At 69.2% G+C, this 26,607-nt stretch carries 31 protein-coding genes; 14 read left to right on the top strand and 17 right to left on the bottom strand.

The window, feature by feature from the left end; all coding sequences use genetic code 11:
* The coding region (locus VKV57_02315) for an integrase core domain-containing protein (GenBank protein HLW58740.1) at positions 1–472 on the top strand (472 nt) is incomplete at its 5' end.
* A 77-nt stretch (positions 473–549) separates the two neighbouring features.
* Here VKV57_02315 and VKV57_02310 read toward each other — a convergent pair.
* The gene (locus VKV57_02310; GenBank protein HLW58739.1) at positions 550–1,635 is read right to left on the bottom strand and encodes a potassium channel family protein; all 1,086 of its coding nucleotides are present in this window, start codon (positions 1,633–1,635) and stop codon (positions 550–552) included.
* Positions 1,632–2,591 (bottom strand): DMT family transporter, encoded by a 960-nt coding sequence (locus tag VKV57_02305; GenBank protein ID HLW58738.1) that lies wholly within the window; start codon positions 2,589–2,591, stop codon positions 1,632–1,634. The genes VKV57_02310 and VKV57_02305 overlap by 4 nt, the downstream gene beginning before the upstream one ends.
* 214 nt (positions 2,592–2,805) lie before the next feature.
* Between VKV57_02305 and VKV57_02300 the strand changes: the two genes are divergently transcribed.
* From VKV57_02300 to VKV57_02260, 9 genes are all read left to right on the top strand, one after another.
* Positions 2,806–3,633 (top strand): M55 family metallopeptidase, encoded by an 828-nt coding sequence (locus tag VKV57_02300; GenBank protein HLW58737.1) that lies wholly within the window; start codon positions 2,806–2,808, stop codon positions 3,631–3,633.
* A gap of 27 nt (positions 3,634–3,660) precedes the next feature.
* The gene (locus VKV57_02295; GenBank protein ID HLW58736.1) at positions 3,661–4,653 is read left to right on the top strand and encodes an ABC transporter permease; all 993 of its coding nucleotides are present in this window, start codon (positions 3,661–3,663) and stop codon (positions 4,651–4,653) included.
* A complete protein-coding gene (locus tag VKV57_02290; GenBank protein ID HLW58735.1) occupies positions 4,619–5,491 on the top strand; it encodes an ABC transporter permease in 873 nt (290 codons plus the stop codon). The genes VKV57_02295 and VKV57_02290 overlap by 35 nt, the downstream gene beginning before the upstream one ends.
* A 96-nt stretch (positions 5,492–5,587) precedes the next feature.
* The gene (locus tag VKV57_02285) at positions 5,588–7,144 is read left to right on the top strand and encodes an ABC transporter substrate-binding protein (protein HLW58734.1); all 1,557 of its coding nucleotides are present in this window, start codon (positions 5,588–5,590) and stop codon (positions 7,142–7,144) included.
* 13 nt (positions 7,145–7,157) lie between these two features.
* Positions 7,158–7,973 carry a creatininase family protein gene (locus VKV57_02280; protein HLW58733.1) on the top strand — a complete coding sequence of 272 codons (816 nt, stop codon included), beginning with the start codon at positions 7,158–7,160 and terminating at the stop codon, positions 7,971–7,973.
* A gap of 13 nt (positions 7,974–7,986) precedes the next feature.
* Positions 7,987–8,211 carry a DUF167 domain-containing protein gene (locus VKV57_02275; protein ID HLW58732.1) on the top strand — a complete coding sequence of 75 codons (225 nt, stop codon included), beginning with the start codon at positions 7,987–7,989 and terminating at the stop codon, positions 8,209–8,211.
* A 34-nt stretch (positions 8,212–8,245) separates the two neighbouring features.
* Complete coding sequence (locus tag VKV57_02270) at positions 8,246–8,761, top strand: hypothetical protein (GenBank protein HLW58731.1); 516 nt, start codon at positions 8,246–8,248, stop codon at positions 8,759–8,761.
* Between the two features lie 4 nt (positions 8,762–8,765).
* Complete coding sequence (locus VKV57_02265) at positions 8,766–9,125, top strand: hypothetical protein (protein ID HLW58730.1); 360 nt, start codon at positions 8,766–8,768, stop codon at positions 9,123–9,125.
* Between the two features lie 158 nt (positions 9,126–9,283).
* Positions 9,284–9,802, top strand: a complete 519-nt coding sequence (locus tag VKV57_02260) for a nuclear transport factor 2 family protein (GenBank protein HLW58729.1) — start codon at positions 9,284–9,286, stop codon at positions 9,800–9,802.
* Positions 9,803–9,841: 39 nt separating this feature from the next.
* On the opposite strand, the gene VKV57_02255 is transcribed toward VKV57_02260, so the two are convergent.
* A complete protein-coding gene (locus tag VKV57_02255) occupies positions 9,842–10,561 on the bottom strand; it encodes an HAD family hydrolase (GenBank protein ID HLW58728.1) in 720 nt (239 codons plus the stop codon).
* 298 nt (positions 10,562–10,859) lie between these two features.
* Here VKV57_02255 and VKV57_02250 point away from each other — a divergent pair, with 298 nt between their 5' ends.
* From VKV57_02250 to VKV57_02240, 3 genes are all read left to right on the top strand, one after another.
* The gene (locus tag VKV57_02250; GenBank protein HLW58727.1) at positions 10,860–11,093 is read left to right on the top strand and encodes a hypothetical protein; all 234 of its coding nucleotides are present in this window, start codon (positions 10,860–10,862) and stop codon (positions 11,091–11,093) included.
* A gap of 249 nt (positions 11,094–11,342) precedes the next feature.
* Positions 11,343–12,077, top strand: coding sequence for an MBL fold metallo-hydrolase (locus VKV57_02245; GenBank protein HLW58726.1), 735 nt, complete (start codon positions 11,343–11,345; stop codon positions 12,075–12,077).
* Positions 12,078–12,276: 199 nt separating this feature from the next.
* Positions 12,277–12,576: a hypothetical protein gene (locus tag VKV57_02240; protein HLW58725.1), complete on the top strand. Its 300-nt coding sequence runs from the start codon at positions 12,277–12,279 to the stop codon at positions 12,574–12,576.
* Between the two features lie 131 nt (positions 12,577–12,707).
* Here VKV57_02240 and VKV57_02235 read toward each other — a convergent pair whose 3' ends face one another.
* From VKV57_02235 to VKV57_02205, 7 genes are all read right to left on the bottom strand, one after another.
* Positions 12,708–13,253, bottom strand: a complete 546-nt coding sequence (locus tag VKV57_02235; protein ID HLW58724.1) for a hypothetical protein — start codon at positions 13,251–13,253, stop codon at positions 12,708–12,710.
* 22 nt (positions 13,254–13,275) lie between these two features.
* The gene (locus VKV57_02230) at positions 13,276–14,673 is read right to left on the bottom strand and encodes a hypothetical protein (protein HLW58723.1); all 1,398 of its coding nucleotides are present in this window, start codon (positions 14,671–14,673) and stop codon (positions 13,276–13,278) included.
* A 361-nt stretch (positions 14,674–15,034) separates the two neighbouring features.
* On the bottom strand, positions 15,035–15,622 hold the full coding sequence (locus VKV57_02225; GenBank protein HLW58722.1) for a DoxX family protein: 588 nt from the start codon (positions 15,620–15,622) through the stop codon (positions 15,035–15,037).
* A 64-nt stretch (positions 15,623–15,686) separates the two neighbouring features.
* On the bottom strand, positions 15,687–15,932 hold the full coding sequence (locus tag VKV57_02220; GenBank protein ID HLW58721.1) for a hypothetical protein: 246 nt from the start codon (positions 15,930–15,932) through the stop codon (positions 15,687–15,689).
* Positions 15,933–16,061: 129 nt separating this feature from the next.
* Entirely contained in the window at positions 16,062–17,099 is a 1,038-nt protein-coding gene (locus tag VKV57_02215) for a cytochrome b N-terminal domain-containing protein (GenBank protein ID HLW58720.1), read from the bottom strand.
* Positions 17,099–17,572: a hypothetical protein gene (locus VKV57_02210; protein HLW58719.1), complete on the bottom strand. Its 474-nt coding sequence runs from the start codon at positions 17,570–17,572 to the stop codon at positions 17,099–17,101. The genes VKV57_02215 and VKV57_02210 overlap by 1 nt, the downstream gene beginning before the upstream one ends.
* 32 nt (positions 17,573–17,604) lie before the next feature.
* A complete protein-coding gene (locus VKV57_02205) occupies positions 17,605–18,567 on the bottom strand; it encodes a multicopper oxidase domain-containing protein (GenBank protein HLW58718.1) in 963 nt (320 codons plus the stop codon).
* 222 nt (positions 18,568–18,789) lie between these two features.
* Here VKV57_02205 and VKV57_02200 point away from each other — a divergent pair, with 222 nt between their 5' ends.
* Entirely contained in the window at positions 18,790–19,833 is a 1,044-nt protein-coding gene (locus VKV57_02200) for an SIS domain-containing protein (GenBank protein HLW58717.1), read from the top strand.
* 22 nt (positions 19,834–19,855) lie between these two features.
* Here VKV57_02200 and VKV57_02195 read toward each other — a convergent pair whose 3' ends face one another.
* From VKV57_02195 to VKV57_02165, 7 genes are all read right to left on the bottom strand, one after another.
* Positions 19,856–20,680, bottom strand: a complete 825-nt coding sequence (locus VKV57_02195) for a D-ribose ABC transporter substrate-binding protein (protein HLW58716.1) — start codon at positions 20,678–20,680, stop codon at positions 19,856–19,858.
* Positions 20,681–20,808: 128 nt separating this feature from the next.
* A complete protein-coding gene (gene rbsC, locus VKV57_02190; GenBank protein HLW58715.1) occupies positions 20,809–21,816 on the bottom strand; it encodes a ribose ABC transporter permease in 1,008 nt (335 codons plus the stop codon).
* Entirely contained in the window at positions 21,797–23,326 is a 1,530-nt protein-coding gene (locus tag VKV57_02185) for a sugar ABC transporter ATP-binding protein (protein HLW58714.1), read from the bottom strand. Before VKV57_02185 ends, rbsC begins: the two co-directional genes overlap by 20 nt.
* Positions 23,326–23,721, bottom strand: a complete 396-nt coding sequence (gene rbsD / locus VKV57_02180; GenBank protein HLW58713.1) for a D-ribose pyranase — start codon at positions 23,719–23,721, stop codon at positions 23,326–23,328. The genes VKV57_02185 and rbsD overlap by 1 nt, the downstream gene beginning before the upstream one ends.
* Entirely contained in the window at positions 23,718–24,632 is a 915-nt protein-coding gene (gene rbsK / locus VKV57_02175; GenBank protein HLW58712.1) for a ribokinase, read from the bottom strand. Before rbsK ends, rbsD begins: the two co-directional genes overlap by 4 nt.
* A gap of 82 nt (positions 24,633–24,714) precedes the next feature.
* Entirely contained in the window at positions 24,715–25,410 is a 696-nt protein-coding gene (locus VKV57_02170; GenBank protein ID HLW58711.1) for a VIT1/CCC1 transporter family protein, read from the bottom strand.
* A gap of 543 nt (positions 25,411–25,953) precedes the next feature.
* Complete coding sequence (locus VKV57_02165; GenBank protein HLW58710.1) at positions 25,954–26,391, bottom strand: universal stress protein; 438 nt, start codon at positions 26,389–26,391, stop codon at positions 25,954–25,956.
* Between the last annotated feature and the right edge of the window lie 216 nt (positions 26,392–26,607).

Below are 26,607 nucleotides of genomic sequence, written 5' to 3'. Positions count from 1 at the left end.
CTATGTCGGCAAGCTGAAGGGGGTGGGCCGCGTCTGGCAGCTCACGGCCTGCGATGCGGCGTGCTCCTACGCCGTCGCCACGCTCGTGCCGCGCGTGACCCAGGCGGCGACCATCGCCTTTCTGCGCGAGCGGCTGCGGCCAGCCTACCAGCGGTCGGGGCATCGCCTTCGGGCGATCCTGACCGATCGCGGCTCGGAGTTTCAGCGCGGATTCACGGCGGCGTGCCAGGCCTTGGGGATCGTACACCGGCGCACCAAACCTCGGCACGCCTGGACGAACGGGTTCGTGGAACGCTTGCAAGGGGCGATCTTGACCGAATTGTGGCGGGTGGCCTTTCGGCGCACGTACTACACGAGCAGGGACCAGCTGGAACGGGATCTGCAAGCGTACCTGGCGTTCTCCAACCGGGAGCGCCCGCATCAAGGGTACCGTCTCCACGGACGGACCCCGGCGTCGATCTTCACCACCTAGGTTGCGAGTTGATCCATGGCGGTCCCCTTGGGAGGCATTGAAGTGTTAACACCAAGTCCGCACTTGACACACTAGGCCTACTTCCACCTCGATTTCTGCCAGTTGTCACGCCGCCCCGGGGCGGGGATCCACTCCGGCAACGGCATCATCAGGTAGTCGGAGAGCGCGCCCACGTACGGTTCGTACATCCGCCGCAGCTCGGAAAGCCGCCGTCCCGCTTCGTCGGCGTCCCGCAGCGGGATGCCGGCCCCGGCGAGCATCTCGCGCAAAGACGCGAGATCCGCGGGGGGGAGGCGATCGACCGCCGGCGGGCGGGGCGGCCGGTTGAGGATCTGGCTCACATCCACGACCACGTGGCGGGCCATGGCGAAGGTCAGCTCCGCGCCCCGCCCCGGCATCCCCTCGACGGTCGTCATGATCAGGGCGCAGGCGTCCAGGATGGTGACGAGCGCCGAGAGCCACGACTGGTTGTCGTGCTGGGACCGGAAATAGCAGAGGTTCGGATACGCGATGTGCGATTCGAGAAGCTCGGCCGCCCAGAGCTCCCACTCCCGCAGAAACGGCCCGAACGCTGGCCGGTGATCGTGGGCGCCCACCCGCCGCAGCAGTTCTGCGGCCGCGGGGGGCGACCCGGCCCAGGCGTCGAGGAGGGTGATCTGGATCTCCCGCCGGGAGAACGCCTGGGACAGCACCGGCAGGTACGAGATGACCAACGCCAGGAAGCCGAACCCGATCCCGGCCTCCGCGATCGCGACGACCCTCGCCGCCCCGTCGCGGGGGGTGACGTCGCCGAGGCCGAGGGTGAAGAAGGTCGTTCCGCTCATGTACAGGTCGGTGCCGATCGTCGCCGCGCCGTTGGGGCTCGCCAGATGCGACCCCAACCCCCACAGCAGCAGGCCGAACCCCAGGATCAGCCCGAGCGCCCACAGCGCCAGGAGCCCGATGATCGAGAGCGGGCCGAAGTACCCCAGGTAGGTCTCCCGTCGGCCGCCGGGCGGGATCCGCCGCATCAGCGCCGAGTACGCCCGCCAGGCGGGAACGAACGTGAACACGACGAGCCTCAACCGGCGTGAGATCCGCCGGGGGAGGACCACGGTCTCGAACGCATCCCACAGGATGCCGAAGATCACGAGCAAGGCGATGACGAACGCGGCGGTCCTCACGGCGTGTCGCGCTCCATCGCCTCTGTCAAACGGGGGGGAATGGTCCCCGCGCCGGCGGGGTGGCGCACCGCGGCACGTTGCGTGGCGCCTACGCTCACGAGAACGAGCAGGGCGGCGGCGACGGTCACGGGGCCGACCCGCTCCCCGACCAGCAGCGCCGACCAGACGAGGGTCAGGATCGGCTGCGCGAGCTGGAGCTGCGCGATCCGCGCCACGCCGCCGGCCGCCATCCCCCGGTACCAGGCGAAGAACCCGAGGAACATGCTGATGACCGACACATACGCAAACCCCACCCACGCCGCGGGATCGGCTCGAAGGCCGGTCCGGATGATCGCCAACGCGACCGCGGGCGCAATGAACGGGACCGTCGCCACCAACCCCCAGCAGATCACCCGCCACCCGCCGATCTCGCGGGCGAGCGCGCCGCCCTCGGCATAACCCAACGCCCCCAGCGCCACCGCCAGCAGCACCAGCAGGTCCGCCCCCTGGAGGGTGCCGGCCCCTTCGGCGACGGCGAAAGCCAGGACCGCCGCCAGGCCGGCCGCGGAGGCCAGCCAGAATCGGGCCGTCGGCCGCTCTCCGGCCCGCACCACCGCGAGCACCGCGGTGGCGATGGGCAGGAGGCCGACGATCACCGCGCTGTGCGCGGAGGACAGGTGCCGCAGCGCCATCGCAGAAAAGAGCGGGAACCCCACGACGACGCCCGCGCCGACGATGGCGATCCGCCCCCACATCGCCGGGGGAAGCAGCGGTTCGCGCCGAACGGCCAGCACCACGGCGGCCAGGGTCGCGGCGACGATCGCCCGGCCGAGCCCGACCACCGTGCTGTCCAGCTGACCGACGGCGATCCGCGTGGCGGGCAGGGTGAAGCTGAACGCGAGAACGCCGAGCGCGCCGAAGAGGAGTCCCTCGGCGCTGCGCGACCTCAAGCTCGACCGGCCTGGTGTGGATTGCATCGGTGTGCCGACCCCGCCCCTCGAATTCGCCGAAGCCCGCCTCCCCTCCCGGATCGCGGGCACGCGGTCCATCCACTGGAGGAAACGATCGTGAGGTGGATCGCCATCCCCTCCCCCTCTTCCCCCCGCCCGGCCCGTCGGGCCGCCGCGTTCCCGGAAGGGGACACCCCGCCCGTCCCTAAGTCCTCCTGGACATCGAACCGGAGGTGGAGCGGTGGCAGCGTGCCGGGTGTACGTCTCGGCGGACATCGAAGGCGTGGCGGGGGTGGTGACGAACCTCCAGACGTCGGAGAGCGCGAGGCAGTATCAAGAGGGACGGGAACTGATGACCGACGAGGTCAACGCCGCGATCGCCGGCGCCTTCGACGGGGGCGCCACAGAGGTCGTGGTGTGCGACAGTCACGCGGGGATGCAGAACCTCCTGCCGGCCCGGCTGGATGAACGCGCGGTCCTGATCCGCGGGGCGATGCGGGACTCACTGCAGATGGAAGGGATGGACGGGTCGTTCCACGCGGTGTTCATCACCGGTACCCACGCGCGCGCGGGCACGGCGGACGCCATCCTCGACCACACCTGGAACGGGGCCATGATCTACAATCTCCGCATCAACGGGCGCCTGGTGAACGAGGCCAACCTCAACGCGCTCGTCGCCGGCCGCTTCGGGGTCCCGGTCACGCTGATCACCGGGGACGAAGCGACGGTCGCGCAGGCCCGCGAATCGATGCCCAAGGCGGTCCTGGTTCCGGTGAAGCGCGCCAGCGGCCGGGGCGTGGCGGCAAGCCTCCACCCACAAGAAGCCTGCCGGCGGATCCGGAAGGGCGCGGCCGAGGCGGTCCGAACGCGGGGGGAGGTCGCGCCGACGGCGGTGCCCAATCCCGTGGTCATGGAGATCGAGTACAACCGGACCGATATGGCCCAGACCGCGGCGCTGGTGCCTGGGGTCTCGCGCACCGCCCCACGGGTGGTGCGGTGCGAGGGGGATCCAGATACGATCTTCCGGCTGCAGGAGCTGCTCGTCTACCGGCTGCGGTACGAGCTCTAGCGGCGTGACGCGCGGGCGGCGGCGGCGTTGCGGCGGGACCCCCCCGCCAACGCCGGGGCCGCGAACGTGAAGCGCTACCTCGCCCGCCGGATCGGCGGCGCCGTGGTGTTGTTGTGGGTGGTCGCCTCCGTGGTGTTTTTCTCGCTCTACCTGCTGCCGGGAGATCCCGCCCTGATCATCCTGGGCGGGCTGGATGCGCACCCGAGCCCGGAGCAGGTGCAGCGCGTCCGGGCCCAACTCGGCCTCGACCGCCCGGTGGTGGTCCAATATCTCGGCTGGGCGAGCGGACTGCTGCGCGGGGATCTCGGCCGGTCGTTGGTCTCCGGACGCGCGGTGACCACCGATCTGGCGGTGCGGCTGCTCCGCACCCTCCAGCTGATCGTCCCGGCCGCCGGCGTGGCGATGGCGATCGGCATTCCCGCCGGAGTGTACTCGGCGCGCGCGCGCGACACGCTGATGGATCCGATCGTTTCCGCGCTGACGCTGCTGGGGTTCTCCGTGCCGGTGTTCGTGATCGGGCCGGGACTGGTCTCGATCTTCACGCTCTGGCTGGGGCTTCTGCCGTCGGGCGGATACGTCGGCGCCTTCCAGGACCCGGGAGGGTTCGCGGTCCACCTGATCCTCCCCGCCCTGGCCCTGGCCGCCGCGCCCGCCGCGACCACGATGCGCATGACGCGCTCGTCCATCCTCGAGCAGACGTCGCTCGACTACGTGCGCACCGCCCGGTCGAAGGGGCTGGGCGAGAGACAGGTGGTCGGCCGCCACGTGCTGCGCAACGCCCTGCTGCCGGTGCTGACCGTGCTCGGCCTCCAGGTCGGCGCGATGTTTGCGGGCAGCGTCCTCGTCGAGACGATCTTCAACTGGCCGGGGATGAACCTATTCCTGCTCGAGGCGCTGGGCCAGCGCGACTACCCCGTCATCCAGGCGGTCGTCCTGGTCGCCGCGTCCATCTTCATCGCCGTCAACGTCCTGATCGACGTGACGTATGCCCTCGTCGACCCGCGCATCCGATACGCCTGAGGCTGAGCGGGCGCGCCGCCGCCGCATCCGCCGGCTGCGGCTGCTCACCCCCGCAGCGGTCGTGGGCGTGGTCGCCGCGCTGGCCGTCCTCGCCCCCGCCCTCACCGCCTACGGCCCCGAGGCGATCGACCCGAGGCTAAGGATGGCGCTCCCTTCCCTGACCCATCCGCTGGGGACCGACGAGTTCGGGCGCGACATCCTCAGCCGCCTGGCGTTCGGGGCGCGCATCACGCTCGTCGTCAGCGTGGCGAGCATCGCGGGGGCGGCCGGCATCGGCACCCTGCTCGGCAGCGCGGCCGCCTACCTCGGCGGGATCGGGGACCTGGTGGTGATGCGGATCGCCGATGGGCTGCTCTCCTTTCCGCCCATCCTCCTGGCGATCCTCGTCATCACGTTCCTGGGCCCGTCCGTCGTGAACGTCATCCTCGTCATCGGGCTGCTCTACGTCCCTCGGTTTGCGCGGGTGGCCCACGCCGCGACGCTCTCCGTCCGGGAGACCGAGTACGTGGCGGCGGCCAAAGCCCAGGGGGCGCCCACGGCCCGGATCCTGCGGCGCGACATCCTGCCGAACATCGCCGCTCCCCTGTTCGTCCAGGCCTCGCTCGCGCTCGGGCACGCGATCCTGCTGGAATCGGGGCTGAGCTTCCTCGGACTCGGCCCCCCGCCCCCGGCCCCGTCGTGGGGGCGGATGATCGAGCAGTCGAGCCGGTTCATGAGCCTGAGCGTCTGGCCGGTGGTCTGGCCCGCCGCGGTCGTCTCGGGCACCGTGCTCGCCTTCAACTTGCTGGGGGACGCGCTGCGGGACCTGCTGGACCCCCGCCTGCGGGGATCGGTCTGAGCCGGGGACCGGCCGGGCCGGCATCGAAGACTGCGGGGAACCCTTCGGGTCGGGGATGAAACGCCCGCCGGCCCCCATCGACGGGAGGGAGATCGTATGCGGATCAGCCGCCGGACCCTCGGCAAGCTCATCGCCGGGACCATCGTCGGGGCGCCCGCCTTCGTGCGCGGGACCCGCGCCGCGGCCGCCCCGACGCGGGGGGGCATCCTGAAGTTCGGGCTGTATCGAGACCCCGTGGGGCTCGACCCGCACCTCAACTACGGGGCGACCAGTTCGTCGCTGCAGGGGAATGTCTACGATACCCTCGTCACGTACGACGTCCACGGGAACATCGCCCCCGCCCTCGCGGCGTCGTGGTCCCAGCCCCAGCCGACCCTCTACATCTTCTCGCTGCGCCGGAACGTCACGTTCCACGACGGGACGCCGTTCACCGCCGCGGACGTGCTCTACTCGTTCCGGCGGATTCTGGACCCGCAGACGAAGGCGACGCGGGAAAAGGAGTTCGAGGAATTGATCGAGAGCGTGCGGGCGCGCGGGGACGCCGCGGTCGAGGTTCGCCTCCGACACCCCAGCGCCACCTTCCTCGACATCCTGGCCGGCCGCGAGACGTTCATGGTCAGCCAGCGGTGGGCGGAGGCGGGCGGGGACTTCAAGAAGGCGATGAACGGGACGGGGGCGTTTCGGCTGGCGAGCTACGAGCCCAACGTCCGCTACGTCCTGGAGCGATTCCCGAAGGCGTGGGACCCGGCGTCGCTGGACCGGGTGGAGTTGGCCCCGATCCTGGACGACCGCGCCCGCGTCAACGCGCTCAAGAGCGGCCAGGCCGACTTCATCGAGTACCTCCCCTGGCAGGACACCGAATTCTTGATGCGCTCGCGCGACTTCCGGGTCTACCGTGGGTTCGAGGTGTTCAACATGATCCGCCTGAATCCCACCCGCCCGCCGCTCGTCAACCCCAAGGTCCGCCAGGCCCTCAACTTCGCGATCAACCGCGAGACCGTCAGCCTGACGGCCTTCGGCGGGCAGGCGCAGCTGATGGACGGCTTCCTGCTGAGGAAGGACGCCTGGGCGTACAATCCCGAGACGAGCAAGGTGTGGACGTACGACCCGCAGCGCGCCCTCGCCCTGCTCAAGGATGCCGGCCTGCAGCGGCCGCAGGACCTCCACCTCGTCCTCGACTCGGCCAACCTCACCGTGCACCTCGACACGGCGCAGGTGGTCGCCACCATGCTGCGGTCGTGGGGCGCGACGGTGGATCTCAAGATCAACGACGTGGCGACCCTGTTCCAGAAGCGGGTGACCGGGGATTACATGATGATGATGGACGGCCTCAGCCTGCCCTGGGCCGACCCTGATTTCTACTACCGGTACTTCCACTCCACCGGGACGGCCTACGCCGCCGCGGTGAAGTTCAAGAACGCGCGGCTCGATCAGCTGTTGGAGGAGGGGCAGCGGATCACGGACCGGAACAAGCGCCGCGCGGTCTACGCCGACGTGGAGCGGATCCTCTTCCAGGAGGCCCCGTGGATTTTCGTCGTCTGGCGGCCGCAGGCGGAGGCGGCGCGCAGCGCCGTCAAAGGGTACGTCCGCCTTCCCGGCGGGCTCGGCGCCCTGAGCGTCGGCTACCTTAACCGGGTGTGGATCGAAAAATAGGAGGGAGGCCAGCATGCGGCTCGGTGAGATGACCTGGACCGAGGCCGGCGAGGCGATCACCGCTGGCGTCAGCGCGGTGATCCCGCTCGGCTCGATCGAAGAGCACGGTCCCCACACCCCCATGGGCGATTACCTCATCATCGACGAAATCGCCGCCCGGGCAGCGGAGGCGACGGGAGATGTCGTGGCGCCGATCCTGCCCTTCGGGTACTCCGAGTACTTTCGAAACTTTCCCGGCACGATCACGCTCCGGGAGTCGACCCTCGACGCGGTGCTCACGGACACGGTGGACTGTCTGCTCGACCACGGGTTCGCGCGGATCGCGATCTTCAACGGCCACGCCGGCAACGCCGGAATCGTCGACCTGGTCACCCGACGCTACCGGCGCGCGCGGGGGCTCGTCATCCCGTCAATCGCCCCGTTCGGGCTGGTCCAAGCGCCGGAGGTGGTGGAGCGCGTCTACGGGGCGAAGGTCGACCTCGGCCACGGCGGCGAGCCGGTGGGCTCGCTGATGATGCACGTCAGACCGGGACGGGTCCAGATGCACCGCGCCGGCCCCTGGGGGCGCCGCCCGGTCTTGGGCTGCCCGACGGACGGACTCGGCGCGATCAGGGTGGACGGGATGCGGGTCGCCGTGCCGCTCGACATGGAAGATGTCGCCCCGCCGGAGACGGGAAGCCTGTCGGACCCCACGCTCGCCTCCCCCGAGCGGGGGAAGGCGCTCTTCGAGCATGCGGTCGAGCGGTGTGTCAGGTTCCTGAGATGGTTTCGGGGGGTGGACCCCCACCTGGGCGCGGGCCGGAAGCGCACCCCGACTCGCCCGCGGTGAGGTCGCCCCGGCGATGCGCGCCACCGTCACGGTCATCCCCCGCGCCCGGACCACGCGGGTCGAGCGTCTCGAGGACGGCACGCTGCGCATCGCGGTGACGGCTCCCCCGCACGACGGACGGGCCAACGCGGCCGTGATCGCGGCGCTGGCGGAACACTTTGGCGTCCCGCGCTCCCGGGTGCGCATCCTCGCCGGGCGGTCCGGACGGCGGAAGGTTGTGGAAGTGGCGGGCGTCTAGTCGGGGGGGGTTCCGGGCATATACTCAAGTACCTATGGAGCGCGAACGCCGCACCCTGACCAGCCTCGGCCGGAAACGCCGCCGCGACTTCGAGCGGTCCGTCCAGAAACTGCGCGACCTCGGATTGTCGGACTGGACGATCGAGTACTATCGCCGCGCCTCACGCATGACCGGGGTGCTGCCGCACACGGTGGTGTGCCAGGTGGCGATGGTCGCCGCCGGTCGCGAGCTCTCCAAGGTCGCCGAAACCGCCCGGGAGCGGGCGCACCCCTCGGCCGGGCCGGGTGGAGGTCCCCTCTCCGACCCCGCCTCCTTGGTGCCGTCGTACCAAACGATCCGGAACCTGCGCCGCCGGGTTACCCACCTCTGGAACGAGATCCAGCAGCACGAGTCGATGGCCATAACGCCGCCCCAGGAGAGCGCGGCGACCCGCGCCCTGCCGACGATCGGGCGGGGCACATTGCCGCAGCTGCGGGCCGCGTCAAAAGGCGCTGGTTCTGCGGCCCCGCGAACCCCGAAACGGAGTAAGATCCCGTCGAGACAGCACTAGCGCCATGGAGCAGACGCCGCGGCTGGAAGGGCATATCCGCTCACGCGTCCAGTTCCTCGCCGAGCAAGACGGCCCCCCGGAACGGATTCTGAAAGCGGAGTTTGCGAAGGCGCTGAGCGGGATCCCCCACGTCCTGAAGGCCTACCTGGCCGTGGTCCGGCACAACGCCGGGGGCGGATACGACGTCGCCCTCTGCCTGCAGTCGATCACCGGGCCGGACGAGCGCCTCGCCAGAAAGCTCTCATCGATCTTTGCCCGATATTTCGGCGCCGCGCAATACCTGGAAATCCTCTTCCTCGAGGGCATGCAGGACCAAGCGGTATCGCGGGTCGCCCGTCCGTTCTACCTCGCCGGCGTGCACTAGCCGCAGCCCAAACAGGTTGTTTACACATGGGAGCCTCCAAGAACTGGTGGGGAGCGGCATCCACACGCTCCTGCCCGGGAGGCGCGGATGGCCCATCCGCGCGCGAACCTCACGCCATTTGGCCGATGGTTGTTCGTCGATCGCGTGGAGAAGTTGAGATGGCCGATCGGCCAAGCGGCCGCACCCTTGGGGAGGAGCTCGACCGGCACCCTCGAAGCGGGAAGGGACGTCTCAGGATAATCGGCATGGCGACCCCCGAACAGACCGGCGTCCTCCCAGGCGATCACCCCTTGGCCGAGGCGGCCAGGCAGTGGCTGGCCGCCTTGCAGCGCTGCGTGCGCGCGCTCGATTACGAGGCGGCCGGGGGGCTCTTCCACCCCCACGTCCAGGCCTTTGGCACCTACGCCGCGGTCGTCGACAGCCGGGAAGCGCTCCGCCGCGAGCAGTGGCAGCACGTCTGGCCCATGATCGGCGAGTTCACCTTCCGGCTGGCCGAGGTGCGCTGCGCGGGGAGCGAGGTACTGCTGGGGGTTATCGCGCCGTGGGACTCCGTCGGCCGGAGGCCCGATGGGACGACGTACCCGAGGCCCGGCCGGGCGACGCTCATCCTGGCCCGATCCGCGGGCCGGTGGGTGGCGCTCCACTCTCACTTCTCGCTCGCGCCTTCGACGCGGTAGGCCTCGCGGACCACCGCAGCCGCTCCGCGGCGATCGCGATTAGGCCAGCTCGGTGATGGACCGGACGATCCGGTCGGGCCTGGCGGGGGATCCCGGGGGGAGGCCCCGGCCGCCGGCATCGACCCAGATGCCGAAGACTCCCAGGCGCTGCGGCCCGACCACATCCCACTCCAGATTGTCCCCGACGCTCCAGGCGTCGCCTGCGGGGCACGCCAGCGCCCGCAGCGCGGTCTCGAATACGCGGGGGTGCGGCTTGCCTACCCCGAGTTCGCCCTCGATAAAGATTCCGTCAACGTAGCCGGCCAGGCCGAACCGCTCGATCTTTTTCCGCTGATCGTGCGCGGTGCCGTTGGTAACGAGCGCCACCCGCACGCCGCGAGCTCTGAGGCGCACCAGCGTTTCGATCGCGCCGGGGAAGACGCGATAGTGCTCCTCCCGCAGGGCCCGATAGCGATCCGCGACGGCATCGGCCAGATCGGACCGGTCGATGCCCTGACCCCGCAAGGCCGCGCGCATGATTTCTCGGAACGCCGTCCGCAAATCCATCCGCCCCCGCCGGTGGCGCTGCGGGTCGCCCCAGTACCAGACCGCCTCGCGGTCGATCGCCCCGGCCAGCGCCTCCGGTTCGAGCCCGCCGCCCCCGGCCGCCACCTCGGCGCAGACCTGCCGCAGGCAATGATCCCGCGCTCCGCTGGAGTCGAGAATCGTGTCGTCCATGTCGCAGAGCAGGCCTGCCGGGAAGTGCGGATCGCGGGTCACGTCTCGACGCTCCTTGGGGGGCGGGCTCCCGGGGCGCGGGGGGGCGGTGATGACGGCGCCCCGGAGCCACCGAACGGTCGGTCCTGGTCAAATACGCCGGCGAGCTGCGGGAGATCCTCCCGTTAACCTTCCGCTTTCCGGCCCCCGCCCATCGAAGTGATGGGGACCCCTCCTCCCCATGTACCGCAAATCCACAGATGGGACCAAGGCCATCTGTCTCGGTAAGGGAACCTGATACAGCGTACACAGAGACGGCTTGGGACACGGCAACGCCCGTCCCGGCCGGAGGGGTGCAGGGATGACAGTCGATCAACTAGTCGGCGGGATGACGTTGATCCGGAAGCGGATCCGCGCGATCAATGCACGGTACGACGGCCTGGAAAATCAGAACGAGGCGATGAACGTCGTGCAGGCTGCGCTGCACGAGATGTCGATCCTCCACGAGCTCCTGCCGGCGGATCTGAAAGGGAAAAGCTGGGTGTTCCTGAGCCTGGAGCGGGCGCGAGTCCCCTGGCGGTCGAGCTCGAACTAGCGGGACGGCGGGCCCCCACGGGGAGCCCCCGCACCTCCACACACTTCGCGAGCACTCCGGTACGAACCTGACACGCATCCCCGGGGCGCCCGCCGCGCTGCCACGCGGCGGGTGCCTGCCTGAGCGGGGAGTTCCCTCCGCCCCAGCCGCCCGGCCTCCCCGGCAGGAACCCACGCCCCGGCGTTGCACCTCTTTTGGGAACGCGCATCGAGCACCGCGCGAGACCGCGGGGGTGGCGCCATGGGGCAAGTGACCGTTCGCTTCCTGGGCTGCGGGGACGCCTTCGGCAGCGGCGGGCGGTTTCAGACGTGCTTTCTCGTCCGGTCGGGCCCGACTCGGTTCCTGATCGACTGCGGGGCCTCCTCGCTCATCGCGATGAACCGCTTCGGCATCGACCCCGCCGAGATCGATCTGATCCTCCTCACCCATCTCCACGTCGACCACTTCGGTGGCCTGCCGTTCTTTCTGCTCGACGCCCAGCTGCTCCGCCACCGTGCGCGCCCGCTCGTGATCGCCGGGCCTCCCGGCACGCGCACGCGTGTCACGGACGCGATGGAGATCATGTTCCCCGGCTCCTCCACCATCCGCTGGACGTTCCCGCTGGAGATGACCGAGTTGACGCCGGCGCAGCGTCGCCGCCTCGGGGCGGTCGCGGTCACGCCGTACGTCGTCGAGCACGCGTGTGGAGACCCCCCGTTTGCCCTGCGGGTGGAGTGCGACGGCAAGGTCATCGCCTACTCCGGGGACACGGTGTGGACCGCGTCCCTCATTCCGGCGGCCCGGGACGCCGACCTCTTCATCGCCGAGGCGTATACGTTTGAGAAGAAGACCAAGCTCCACATGGACCTGACGACCCTGGCCTCGCACCTCGGCGAGATTGCCGCCAAACGCACGATCCTCACCCACCTCGGCGCCGACATGCTCGACCGATCGGCCGGGCTCGCGTACGAGTGCGCCGAAGACGGCAAGGTCGTCGAGGTGTAAGCCGCCCGGTCGAGACACAGGGCGTCCCGGCACCGGTCGCAGTGGTGGGGGGCGCCCGCCGTTCACCTCCGCTGAGGCCGTCTCCCCGGAATCTTCGATCGATCTTGCGTGCGCCCGCGCCTCCGTTCGATCCTCCATTCGGCCCGAAAATTCAACAGGACGAACCAAGGCGGACCGCCTCACCCGGGGAACTCTCCGGGTGCACCCAACGATCAAGAAGGGACCCGGCCGGGAACCCACAGCCGGCCGGTGGGGGGATGCCGTGACCACCAATCAACTGCTCGGGACCCTGACGTCGCTGTCGAAGCGACTGCGGTCCATCAACGCGGAGTACGACGGGCTGGAAAACCACGTCGAAGCCATGAACGTCGTCCAGGCGGCACTGAACGAGATGTCCCTGCTGCACACCCTGCTCCCTGAGGCGCTGCGCGCGAAGAGCTGGGTCTTCTTAAGCCTGGAGCGGGGGCGTACGCACGGGGGACCGCCCCGAAAATCCTAGGAGCCCGCCATGTCGCGCCTGCCGTTTGCCGCCAGACTCGGTCTCGCATTCTTCGCCTCTGCGCTCACCGCGCACCTGTTCCTCTTCCGACGGGCAAAGCGCCGCCTCGGCCTCTGACGACCGCCAACGGATCACGCGCGCGGACCGGCCGTGGACGGCCCGCGCCTCAACGGCGGGCCGAGCAGGGCGTCGGTGATCCGCGCGCACGCGAGCAGGCCCGCGGTCGCCACCGTTCCGGCGTAGAGCCATCGGATCGCGGGCAGCCAGGCGTTGGCGCCGAGCACCACGCCGTGCCAGGCGGCAGCCGCGAACGCCGGGTAGGCCAGCGCATGGATCCAGCGCCACAAAGGCGAGCCGATCCGGCCGCGGAGGTAGAAGGTGACCGTCACCAGGATCATCGCGTACACGCTTGCCGTGCCCGATGCCAGGCCCGCCCCGCCGCCTGGGCCGAGAAACAGCAGCAGCGCCCACCGCACCCTCTGCGGGGAGACGACACCGGCGAGCGTGTGGATCACCGCGGCAAGCAGCCCGGCCAGCGAGAGCAGCTCATGCGCGCGTGACGCCCACGGCCGGACGTCAGGCCGGCTGCGAACGCGTGGCGATGAGAGGATGGTCCCCGTGGCGATGCTCGCGAAGAGCAACAGGTAGGCGACCAGCCCCGTTTCGGAGACCCTCACCGGCCCTCCCAGCCATCCCCGATCACGAGATACGCCACCGCCACTCAAAGGGGAGGGTCCGGCCAACGGCCGGGGGGATCCACCGGTAAGCCAGGAGGTAGGCCAGCATCCCCGCCCCCACGGCGAGCATCGCAGCGCCGGCTTGCGCCAAGGAGGGCGCCCCCCACCAGACGCCCACGGCCAAGCCGGCGACCCCCACATTGGTGAGCCACAGCACGATTCGTCCGGGCCGCGGGTGGTACGGGGCGGGCTGGCGGGGAATGGCCAGCAGGTCCGGGATCGTCGCGCGATAGTACCACATCAGGAAGGGCGTGATCTTGTAGAGCTGCCCGATGATCGCCTGAGTCACCCACCCCAGGAGAAACACCACGACCACCCCCTCGCCGAGCCGCCCCGGGGGATCGCTCCCCACCCACCCCATGGCCCATCCCACCCCGACGCAGGCCAGAACGGCAGAATGGGCGGCGACGGCACGCCAGTGCGAAACGTTCAGATCGGGCACCCGGCTGCGCCGGTGGGCGAGGATGTGGAGGATCTCCAGGGCGAACAGCAGCAGCGCGCAGGAGCCCAGGAGGGCCGCGGCGCGAAGCGGCCAACCGATCCCCCACGCGGATCCGGCCAGCGTCGCGGCGACCGCGAGCAGGCCCGAGGAGAGGATTCCCCATCCCCGCCGAGTGCTGGCGACCCGCGCACCGTGCACCAGCGGGACCAGACGGTAGAACGTCCCCACCACCATCAGGCCCAGCCACCCGCCCAGACCGAGGGCCAGATGGACGACGAGCCCGCGGTGGGCCACCAGCAGGGCGGGCCAGAACACCCAGCGCAGGTTCGCGGCGAGGGCCGTTCCCCACAACAGCACCAGCACAAAGCAGCAGAGCGCGGCCGGAATCTGCGGGCTGACGACCGACAGCGGGGCCTTGGCCGACGCGATCGTCAAGACCATCACGATCAGAAACCACCACGAGGCGCAGATGACGCCGACCCCGCCGACCGCGACGAGGGCGAACCGACCGGCGAGGAAGCCCATGATCACCGCCAGCACGCTCAGCGTGAAGAGACCATACAGCCACGGCACGGACCGCTCGGCCCGCACCCGCGCCCCAAGCAGGGCGGGCGCCATCTGCATCGCCCCGCCCATGATCGTCATCGTCGCCCACCCCAACGTGGCGGTATGGGCCGCCGCGAATGCGGGGAGGGCTTCGTAGCCGCCCTCTGCGAGGGGTCCGGCGGCGGCGACCAGCAACACGCCGAGCGCGGGGAAGGCCACGCCGACGGCCGTCCACGTGAACCAGCTGCCGAACGTGAAGGCGAGCGGACCACCGACCGGCGGGTGGCTGCCGACGCCGCTGTGGACCGGCGCCGCGCTCCCGGAATCGGGTTTACTCAGGGGAGCCTCCTTTTGAACGGCGTTCCGCCGCAACGTGGCCGAGCCAGCCCGGGAGAGCCGTGGGCTGGCTCGGCCTTCGCTATATGTTCCTCACTCAACCCCGGATTACTTCCTCATCGTCAGGGCGGTCGGCCCGAGCCTCCGTCCCGCCCTCACGATGCGAGGAACGGGAGCGCCGTGACGCGGACCACCTCGAGCCGCCACCTCCTGGGAACCCTGGCCGTCCACCCAGGACGTCCCTGCGGGGCGGATGAGCCGGCGAGCTGCTCGGGCCTATCCTCGCGCAGACGAACGTTACACGATGGGGCCGCGCACGGCGTCCGGCGGACATACGGAGAGTGGGGTCGGGACCCCCCGACCCCACTCCAGTTCCGGCGTCACGCGCTCGATGCGTTCAGGCAGGAACCGGCCGGTGGGAGCCGTGTGCGAAGACCTGGCCCGGCCGCCAGGGTGTCCCGAGCCCCGGGAGCAGATACCGATCCAGCCCATAGTATCCGGCGACCTTCCACCCGAGAATCAACAAGATCGCCGCGGCGAACAGCATCGGGTTCGTGCTCGCGGTGCCGGCCATCATAAAGTTCCAGTTCATGAAGGCGCCAAAGAACGCCGCAACCCCGACAAAGGCGCCGACGACCAGCGCGATCCCGATGAGCAGCTCCCCGTAGGCGACCACCTTCCCCATCCACACTTCGGCGTGGATGCTGAGCAACCACCCGAGGAAATCCCGGTACCAGCCGTAAGCGATCATCGGCTTTCCGTTTGGCGGGACAGCGATCGCCTGCGTCCAAAAGCCCTTGATCGCCGCGCCGGTTTTCACCCACACTGGATTCCCGATCTTGTGCGAGAGCGTGGCCTCCATCCAATTGTAGCCGAGCCACACCCGCACGATCAGCCAGATCCAGGCGAGGCGAGTCGAGCTGAAGATCATCCGCGCCAGCGGTGGATCCTCAAAATACTGCTTCGATTGCGTCCCTGCCGCCATCAACCTCACCTCCTGATGCCGTCTGACTCACCCTGTGTCGAGACCGCCCGATCGATCGTCCCGGTCACTTCGGGACCCCACCCGGACGGAACTGCGCGCTCCGCGCGAGCCTGATGCGTTCAAACTCCGCGCGGGTTAGGTCTCCCTCCTCGGCCCGGTGCCAGAGCGGGTCGAGCCCCTCGGTCCCCTCCCGCGATGACCTGAAGACGACGAGGAGGAGAAACCCGAGCACCCCCAAGACGAGGCTCAGAAACGCCAGCGCCACCAGCACTCCCCACTGCCATCCAGGTCCAAACACGCTCGGCCACATCGTTCGTCTCCCAGCGACGGCTGAATCCTTCTCTACGGTACGCCCGTCCGCGTCCCGTGGGTATCGGGCGGGTGCCTGATTCCGGATCGGGTGGGTGGACGATGACCGAACTCGCCGCCTGCCTGCCGGTCAGTGGAGGTGGGCCACCGGATGGGACACCCACGCAAAGACGCCGAGGCCGATCACGACGATCAATGCGGCGGCCCCCACCGCCAGCGCCCGCCGCCGTCCGCTCCATCCCGGTGCGGTGCTGCGGTCCAGGAACGGCACGGCCACGAGCCACGCGAAGGCGGCGGCGGTGCCCCACAGCAGACTCGGCACCCCGAACCACGTCTCGAGGGCGTACGCGGGCAAGAATACCCATGGCGGCTTCGTCACCTCGATTCCGGGCACCGGCGCCGGCCCCTCTCCCGGCGATCGGACCACCGCCAGCGCAAGCGCCACGCCGAGCATGATGCACCCGAATCCGACGGCCCGCCTGAGGTGGTGGGCAAACGTGTAGGGCGGCTGGGTCGCAGCGGGGCGACTCCAGTGAGGGGAGAAACCGTGCTGGCGAACCAGATACACGTGCCCGACGATTAAGATGAACAACACAAGCGGCAGCAAACTGACGTGAGCCATGTACAGTCGGGCCAGCAGCGGCACGTGGGTCGAAAACGCCGGAGAGAACCATCCCCCGAACACCCCCAGCAGCTGCGCGAAGGCGAGGTTGTGCTCGAGGGCCTCGATCGCCCCTTGATCCCAGCGCATCACGGTCCCGGTGAAGAAGAACGCCAGCACGGTGGCGAGCAGCGCCACCCCCCCTATCCAATTCGCCTCTCGCGGGAACCGGTAGGCTCCCGTCACGTAGACGCGACCAAGGTGCAGCAGGAGCACGACCAGTGTGAAGTGGGCGGCGTAGACATGGATCCCGCGCGCGACCGCTCCGCCGTAGCCCTGTGTCATGATGGTGCGGACGCTGGCGTTCGCGGCCGCAGGGTCTGGGATGTAGAATTGACCCAGCAGAATGCCGGTGGCGACGAGGATCACGAGGCCCATCAACGTGATCGCCCCCAGCAGATAGGGCAGCGTGTTGGCGTAGGGGGGGACCTCGTAGACGAAGTTGCGCAGGGCCAACCGGGCGTCCAACCCGGCCCAGAGCCGTTGCCAGAACGAGGGCCCGGGCATCACCAGGCGATGGTGAGGCCGCCGGCGACCACCAACACGGCGGCGATGACCAAGAGAAGATCCTCCGCCGGCGTCCCGGCGAAGCGAGCCTGGGGGGCGGGCACCAACAGGGCCGCCGCGATGCCTCCCGGCTGTTGCATCGACGGTCGAAGCGCCTCGAGCAGCTGAGCCGCCGCGGCCCCCGGGTCGTGGAGTCCGAAGGCCTGGGCGGCCTGCGTGACACGCGCCATGTCCACCCCCCGGGAATCCTGAGCGTGCAGCGCCGCGGAGAGCTTCTCCGACGCCACCGACAGGTTGGGGGGGGTCGCCTCGAGGGCGGCCAAGGTCTGGCGGACGAGCGTCAGTGCGTCTTGGGGTTGCAGCGCCACCCGCTGGGCGGCCGCGGGGACGTCGGCCGGGGCCGACAGCAGGAGGGCCCCGGCCGCTGCGAGCCCGGCGGCCAGTTTCCTGGCCCGGTCCCGGGTCCCGTGCACGGAGCCCTCCGAGGGTTCGGAAGGATCGTCGCTTACTTCGCCGGCACCACCTTGATCACGCCCACCGCTCCCTTCCCCGTGTAGGCGAAAGCGTGGGTCACAAACGGGTAGAGGCCGGGCTGATCGATCGTCAGCTCGAATGTCGCCCCACCCCCCGGAGGAATCGCGTAGGTTTGGATTCCCCGGAGCAGGTTCGCGGGGTTGCCGTCCACGTAGACTTTGTCGAAGATCCATCCGATCACATGGAACGCCGAGAACAGCGTCGGGCCCGCATTCAGCACGTACAGCCGGATGCGCTCGCCGGCTTTGACGACGAGGGGATGAGTTTGGTATTGGTCGGCGATCCCGTTGAAGACCACGTAATCGGGTTTGACATCGAGCACCTTCTGCGCATCCGCCTGGTAGATGTTGTTGCTCCCGGGCCGGACGTAGAATTCGCTCTCCACGAGCGCAAACTCCTTGGCGGGCGGCAGCGGCTGGGCCGGGTCCACGATGATCGCCCCGTACATGCCGCTGCTGATGTGCATGAACGCCGGCGGGGTCCCGCAGTGGAACATGAAGACGCCCGGATCCTTGGCAATGAACATAAATTTCAGCGCTTTCCCCGGAGCGACCGGCTGATACCAGACGTTCCAGGGTGTCGTCGCGGCGTGGAAGTCGATCGAGTGCGCGAGCGGGGTCTTGTTGACGAACGTGACGTGGACTTCATCCCCCTGACGGACGTGAACGACCGGGGCGGGGACGGAGCCGTTGAACGTCCACAGCGCCACCTTGACGCCCTCTGAAATCTCCTGCACCTGGTCCTGGGCGACGATCGTGACCTGCTTCACGTGCTGGGAGCCGGCGGGGGGCAGGGTGGCATCGTAGCCTTTCCCGCTGGTGGTCTGCGCCGACACCGCGAGCGCTCCCCCCCACCCCATGAGGCCGAGGATCGCCGCCGACGCCAACAGTGACAGGGGTCGCAGCCGGATATGACGGGGTCCGTGTGTTCCCACCGGTCAACCGCACCTCCTGGAATAAAGGTCCAATCCACAGCCCCACCGCAACCTCAGCTCGTGTGGATCGGACGTCCCGCGCGTGCTAACATTCCCCAGGCTATCAGATTTCCCATCTGAGACAATCAGGTCAGCGATGTATATCCGGCGCGCCGGCGCAGCGCGGCAGGACCCCTGCCCAGGCCAGGCCGAAGGGGACGGTGGGAGCACGGTGCGATGTCCATGGCTACGCTGCACATGATCCAGGAGATACGCGAGGCTCCGCGGGCCGCGACCCGGCTTCTGGACCGGGAGGGGCCGCGGATTCGGGCGCTCGGGGCGCGCCTCCGGCGATCGGCGCCGGGCAGCGTGCTGATCGCCGCGCGGGGCAGCTCCGACAACGCCGCGCTGTACGGCAAGTACGTCCTGGAGACTCGGCTCGGCGTTCCGGTCACCCTGGTCGCGCCGTCGGTCGTGACGCTGCTCGGCGGTCGCCTCCGGGCGCGCCGCGCCACCGCCATCGGGATCTCTCAATCCGGACGCTCCACCGACATCGTCGCGTTCCTCTCCGCCGCCCGATCGCGCGGGGCGTTCACCATCGCCGTCACGAACGGAGCACGGTCCCCCCTCGCCCGAGCCGCGCATGAAACCGTGCTGACGCACGCCGGCGCCGAGCGGAGTGTCGCCGCCACAAAAACCTATCTCAATCAAGTCATTGCCCTCGCCGTCCTCGGAGCGGAGTGGGGCGGCGACCGGCGGCTCGGTCGAGAGATCATGGCGGTCCCGGCGGCGCAGGGTGCGGTGCTCGCCGGGGAGGCGGAGATCGCTCGTCTCGCGGAGCGGTACCGGTATATGCACGAGTGCATCGTCGCCGCCCGAGGGTACGACTTCTCGACGGCGAGGGAGCTCGCGCTCAAGCTCATGGAGACCTGCTACGTGGTCGCGCTCCCCTTGTCGTCGGCAGATCTGCTGCACGGCCCGATCGCCCTGGTCGAACACGATTTTCCGGTCTTCCTCGTCGCTCCGCCGGGCCGGACGTTTGCCCACCTGGTCGACGTGGCCACCCGGCTCCGCCACCGGCACGCAGAAACCGCGGTCTTCTCCTCCGAGTCGACGATCCTGCGCCTGGCCCGGGTTCCCATTCGCATCCCCGGACGCATCACCGGCGAGATCGCGGCGCCCGTCTACGGCGTGGCCATCCAGCTGCTTGCCTACTACCTCTCGCGCGCAAAAGGCATCAACCCGGATCGCCCGCGCGGCCTCAGAAAGGTCACCCGGACGCTCTAACAACAAGGTCACGCGGCCCCGGTTACGGCGACTTCGTCACCAACCTCAGCGGCACGGGCGTGAACTTGGCCACCGTTCCGCCCTTGAGCAGCGTCGACGCGGCCCGCACCGCCAGCTCTCCCATCACCTTGGGCTGCTGGGCGATCGTGGCGGCCATCCGGCCCGCATTGATCGCCTTCAGGGCATCGGGGATGGCGTCGAACCCGACGACAAACATTTGCTGCTGCCGCTTGGCCGCCTCGATGGCCTGGACGGCTCCGAGCGCCATCTCGTCGTTCTGCGCGAACACCGCGTCGATCTTCTTCTGAGCCTGCAGGATGTTTTCCATCACGGACAGGCCTTTGGCTCGGTCGAAATCGGCGGTCTGGGACGCGACGATCTTGATCCCGGGGAACTTCTTCAGTCCCTCGCGGAACCCTCGGCCCCGATCCCGCGCGGCCGATGACCCGGGGATGCCTTCGAGCATCACGACGTTCCCCTTCCCCTTCAGGACCTTGGCCACGTCCTCCGCCGCCATCATGCCGCCGGCGACGTTGTCGCTGGCGATGTGGGCGGCGACCACGCCCCCGTTGGCCGCTCGGTCGACGGTGATCACCGGAATCTTCGCCGCGTTCAGCTTCTTCACCGTCGGCACGACCGCGTCGCTGTCCGTCGGGTTGATGATCACCACACCGACCTTCTTGGCGATCAGGTCCTCGACGCTGCTGGCCTGCTTGGCCGGATCATTTTGGGCATCGAGCACGACCAGCGTGATGCCGAGCTTCGCCCCCTCCGCCTGCGCGCCGTCGCGCAGATCCACGAAGAACGGGTTGTTCAGGGTCGAGATCGCCAGCCCCACGGTGGGCATTCCCGCGGCAGGCACCCCCGTCGGGGCGAGCCCGACGACGAGCCCGGCGGCGAGCACCAAGACGAACACCGTACGCTTCACACTCATCCCTCCTCTCAGGGTCGATCCTCGCTACTCCTTAATTAACGTTACGCGGCGCGTCGCCGTTCACCCCGCTGGCGAAGGCGTTGATCCACCAGCACGGCCAGCAGGATCACCAGCCCTTTGACCACCTGCTGGTAAAACGAAGACACGTTCAATAGGTTGAGCCCGTTGTTCAGCACGCCGATCAAGAACGCCCCCAGGAGCGTGCCGCCGATCGTGCCCTCGCCACCCATCAGCGTGGTGCCGCCCAGCACCACCGCCGCAATCGCGTCGAGCTCGTAGCCGACCCCCGCGGTGGGCTGCGCCGAGTCCAACCGTGCGGTCAGCACGACCGCGGCCACCGCGGACAGCAGCCCGCTCAGCGCATACACGAGCACGGTGTACCGCTTCACGTTCACCCCGGACAGACGGGCCGCCTCGGCGTTCCCGCCGATCGCGTAGATGTATCGTCCGACGACCATCTGGCTGAGCACGACGTAAGAGGCCGCGAAGACGAGGACCATGATGATCACCGGGACTGGAATGCCCGCAACATCACCCTGCCCCAGCCAGTCGAATCTCGCGCCGAGGTCGCTGATCGGGAGGCCCCCCGTGTACACGAGCGTGGCACCTCGCGCGATCGTCAGCATCGCCAGGGTGACGATGAAGGGCGCCACCCGGCCGTAGGCGGCGGCGACGCCGTTTGCCACCCCCACCCCCGCACCGACGGCGAGCCCGGCGGCGACTCCCAGCACGAGCGGGGCCCCACCTTTCAGCACGCTGGCCATGACCACCCCGGCCAGGGCGACGAGCGATCCCACGGAGAGATCGATGCCCGCGGTCAAGATCACAAACGTCATCCCGGCGGCGATAATCGCGTTCACGGAGACCTGCCGGGCGACGTTGAGCAGGTTTTCCGGAGTGAGAAAGGCCGGGGACAGCAGCGCGAGCGCCACGACGAGCGTCACGAAGGCGATGGAGAGGCCGAAGCGCTGCAGGCTCGCCCGCCGCGCGTGGGAAGGAGAGGTGGGGGCCGGCGCCCCCTCGGCCGCCTTACCGCTGGGCAGCGCCACGGTCAGGCCTCCCCGACGCGCTCGCCATGATCTTCTCTTGGGTCGCTTCGCCGTGCGCGAATTCAGCGGTGATGCGCCCCTCGTGCATCACGATAATGCGATCGGACATCCCGAGGACCTCCGGGAGCTCGGAGGAAATCATCACCACCGCCACCCCGGCACGGGCGAGCTCGACCATCAGCCGGTACATCTCGACCTTCGCCCCGACATCGATTCCCCGCGTCGGCTCGCAGAGCAAAACGACCTTCGCACCCGCCTGAAGCCACTTCGCCAAGACGACCTTCTGCTGGTTCCCACCGGACAGGGTGCCCACCGGCTGATCGCGGTCCCGGGCGCGAACGTCGAGGCGGGCGATCGCCTGCGCCACCATCGCCCGTTCCTGATCTTTGCGCACGAACCCCGCCGTGCTGAGGCCGTGCAGAGAAGGGAGGGTGATGTTGTCGCGGATGCTCATCCCGAGGACGAGCCCCAGGGTCTTGCGGTCTTCCGGGACAAGGCCGATCCGACGGGCGATCGCGTCCGCCGGTGACCGGATCGTCACCGGGCGACCCTCGACGAGCACCTCGCCGCCATCGAGGGGGAGCATGCCGAAGATGGCGTGCGCGACCTCGATCTTGCCCGAGCCGACGAGGCCGGCGATGCCGAGGATCTCTCCGGCGCGGACCGCAAACGACACGTCGCGAAAGAACCCTCCCACGGACAACCCCCGCACCTCGAGCCGGGGCGGGCCCGGCGCGACGGCTTCCTTGGGAAACTTCTCCGTCAGCTTCCGCCCCACCATCAGCTGGATGAGGCCGTCCATGTCGATCGTCGCGATCGGGTACGTGCCGACGTAATGGCCGTCGCGCATCACGGTCACCCGGTCGGCGATCCGGAAGATCTCCTCCAACCGGTGGGAGATGTAGATGATGGAGACTCCACGCTTGCGCAGGTCGTCGATGATCGCAAAGAGCCGCTCGACCTCCTCGAGGGTCAGGGCGGCGGTGGGCTCGTCCATCACCAGGATGTCTGCCCGGAGGCTGAGCGCGCGGGCGATCTCTACCGTCTGCCGTTCGGCCACGCTCAAGAGGTCCACGCGCGCCCGGGGGTCCACGCGGACCCCCAACTCGGCCATCAGCGCCCCGGCGCGCGCGCGGAGGGTTTCCCAGTCCACAAACCAGTGGCCGCGCCGCGGCTCGTCCCCCAAGAAGAGGTTCTCCGCCACCGACAGAGGCCCGACCTGGTTGAGCTCCTGGTGAATGATCGCGATCCCGATCTCCCGAGCGCGGCGCGGGCTGGGGATGGATACCGGCTGGCCGCGCAGGATGATCTGCCCGGAGTCGGGCAGGTGGATGCCGCCGAGCACACCGATCAGGGTCGATTTCCCGGCGCCGTTTTCCCCGATCAGAGCGTGGACCTCGCCGGGGAGCACGTCGAGATCCACCCCGGCCAACGCCTGCACCCCGGGGAATGTCTTGACGATGCCTCGCATCTGAAGGATCGGTGCGGCCGCAGCGGCCTGCGGGGGCATCAGAACGCCACCCCGCATTCCAGCAGGACGTTGGCGAAGAGCGTACACTCCCCGGTGCGGATCACTGCACGCACGCGCGGGAGCGCCGCCTTCAGCTGCTCGTGCGGGATTTGATCCATCGGGATCCCCTCGAGCAGGGCGCACAATCCCTCGAAGCCCGCCCGGTTGCGGCCGGCCATCTCACTCGCGACGATCGCGCGCTGCACGACCACCTCGCCGAGGATCGCCTCGACCGTGTCCAGGAACGGGGGAAGGCCACAGCGGAGCGCGAGGTCGATGCGGGTCACGCTCGGGGGAATCGGCAACCCGGCATCCGCGACACACACCAGATCCGTGTGCCCCAGCGAGGCCACGAGGTAGGCCAGGTCTCGATTCAGAATGCCCTGCCGCTTCACCGCCGCAGCGCCTCCTCCACCTCCGCGCGGGTCGGCATCGCGACCTGAGCGCCCATCCGGGTCACCTTGAGCCCGGCGACCTGGGTCGCGAACGCCACGGCGTCGGCCGTCCCTCGCCCATCGCCGAGTGCCACCCCCAGCGCCGCGGCGAAGGCATCTCCCGCCGCGGTCGTATCGACGGCCTTCACCCGGACGGCCGGGACGTGGCCGCGACCCTCGGGGCCGAGGTAGAAGGCCCCCCGCTCCCCCATCTTCACCACCACCACACGGGGCCCCCGAGCGTGGAGCGCCTCGGCGGCCCGCTCGGCGTCGCCGGTCGAGCGGACCTCTATGCCGGTAAGAACCTGCGCCTCACCCTCGTTGGGGTTGATGACATCCACACCGGCGAACATCGCGTCGGGCAGAGCGACGGCGGGGGCGGGATCGAGGCAGACGAGCGCCCCGGCGCCCCTGGCGATCGCGGCAGCACGCAGCGTGGCCGCGATCGGCACCTCCAGCTGCAGCAGGAGGACGCGGGCGCCCATGATCGCGTTGCGCGCGTCGTCGACGTCGGAGACGGGGACACGCATGTTGGCGCCGGACGCGACCATGATCATGTTGCGACCGTCGCCGTCGACGCCGATGAAGGCCACCCCCGTCGCCGCGTCAGGGTCTACGCGCACGTGGGCTGCGTCGATGCCGTCACGCTTCAGCCCATCGACGAGTTGCTCCCCGAAGGCGTCCCGGCCGACCCGCCCCACCATGGCCACGCCGGCCCCCAGGCGGGCGGCGGCCACCGCCTGGTTGGCACCCTTGCCGCCGGGGAAGGTAGCAAACGCCCCTCCGGTGACGGTCTCGCCGACCCGCGGGAGCCGCGGGGCCTTCACCACGAGGTCGATGTTGAGGCTACCGACAACGCACACCTGGACCATCACACAGGGTGTTCGGGAGCAAAAAAGCGAACGCCTCCTGCGCGAGGATGGATGCGTAACGAGGTACCTGTCCCGTAAACCCTCAGGAGATCAGCCTGGCCAAGACGAAAGCCGCCGCCGCGGCGAGGCCGCCCACCAGCGTGGTTTGGAATGCGCTGCGAGCCGGCACGGCACCTGTGAAGCGCCCTTTTACGTACCCGAAAATGCAGAGCGCGAAGAGCGTGACCACGATTGAAACCGGCAGGGCGGTGTGGACGCTCCCGGAGACGACGTAGGGGGCGAGAGGGATGATCCCCCCACCGATGTAGGCGCCGGCGATCGTCGAGGCGCTGGTCAGCGCCCGCTTCGGTTCCGGCCGCTCCAGGCCGAGTTCAAAGCGCATCATGAAGTCGATCCATGCTGCCGGGTCCTTTCGCAGCGCCTCGACGAGGGGAGCACTGCTCTCCTCCGTCAGCCCGTAGCCCTGGAATACCTTGGAGACTTCCTCCGCCTCGACTTCCGGCACCGTGCGGACCTCCACCTGCTCGCGGAGTCGTTCGCTCGCGTAGTGCTCCGCGTCGCTCTTGGCGGCGAGGTACCCACCGAGCCCCATCGCGATGGACCCGGCGGCAACCTCGGCGAGTCCTGCGGTCACGACGACGTGTGTCGCCGCCACCGCTCCGGAGAGCCCTGCGGCCAGGGCGAAGGGAACCGTCAACCCATCCGACATCCCGATCACGATATCCCGGACGGTATCGCTGCCGGTAAAGTGGCGTTCGACGTGGGGAGTCTGAGGCATCGTGTCCCCTCAGCTCACGAGCGGCCCGCGCCGCGGGCGGCTGCGCGCGACGGGGCGAGGCAGCGGGCCACCCCCTCCACGGTCCGATCGTCCGCGGGGCCTGGGTGCCCCGAAGGGGAGGCGAGGGCGAAGGTCGCACGGAGTCGTGCCGGGCTCGATGGGCACGCTGCCCACCTCCTCCGTTCGTCTTAAGGCATGGGACGAACGCGGTGCTAAAGAGAGTCCCATTGGCATCGTGCCCTCCTCGTCCGAGTGTAGGAGATACCATTCCGGCCGCGCCCTTTACTTCTGATCGGGCGGGCGCCAGCTCCCCGCAACGGTTTCCGTCTCAGGTGATGGGCGGCCGGCCTTCGTGGTGATTCAGGACCACCGAGGGTCTCGCCGGCGCTGACGATGCGACCACCGGCGGCCGCGCCCGACGGCCCCCCAACGAACCGACTGATCGAGCATCATGGGAGCGAGTCCGTCAACCGGCACCCCCTCGATGCCCGGACGGGATCGGTCCTCGTCCACAACCGCGCCTGTGAATGGGCCGCCGATCCGCTATCGGACGATCAGGACGGGGATCGACGCAGCGTGCAGCACCCGCTCGCTCACGCTCCCAAGGATCAGACCGCCGAACTGCCCCAGGCCGCGGCTCCCCATGATGATGAGGTCCGCCTGGTGCTCCTTGGCCACTTTGACGACCTCTCCCGCGGGATCCCCGCGCCGGTAGACGCGCGTCACACGCGCATCGACCCCCGCGAACACTTCGTGCGCCTGTGCGAGGATCGCCTGGCCAGCCTGCTCCAAGCCTTCCTCAAGGCTGCCGAGGTCGACCATCATGTCCGGTGAGGGACCCCCCATGGCGATTGCCGGGATGTGCCCCACATTGACCAGAATCACCTCTGCTCCCCGAAGTTCACGGGCGAACCGCGCGGCCAACTCCGCCGCTTTGATCGCGTGCGGCGATCCATCGGTCGCCACGAGCATCCGCATCATTTCGCTTCAGCCTCCTCCCCGTTGAATCGTCGCCACCCGTACTCAATCTTACGATTCGGCGTCCGGACCCGCCATCAGGCATGCAGAGGATTTCATCGGTCCCACCTCGTGCGGCCGGACCCCGGCGGTGAGGTGTGACTCGGCAGATACATCGTGACGGGTCCGGGCCGGCGGCCGCGCAGGCTCCCGACGCCGGACAGATCAATCTTTGGCGTG

This window comes from bacterium, assembly GCA_035307765.1.
Classification (GTDB): domain Bacteria; phylum Sysuimicrobiota; class Sysuimicrobiia; order Sysuimicrobiales; family Segetimicrobiaceae; genus Segetimicrobium.
The sequence above is the reverse complement of the archived record's forward strand: the minus strand, read 5'-3'. Positions and strand labels throughout refer to the sequence as shown.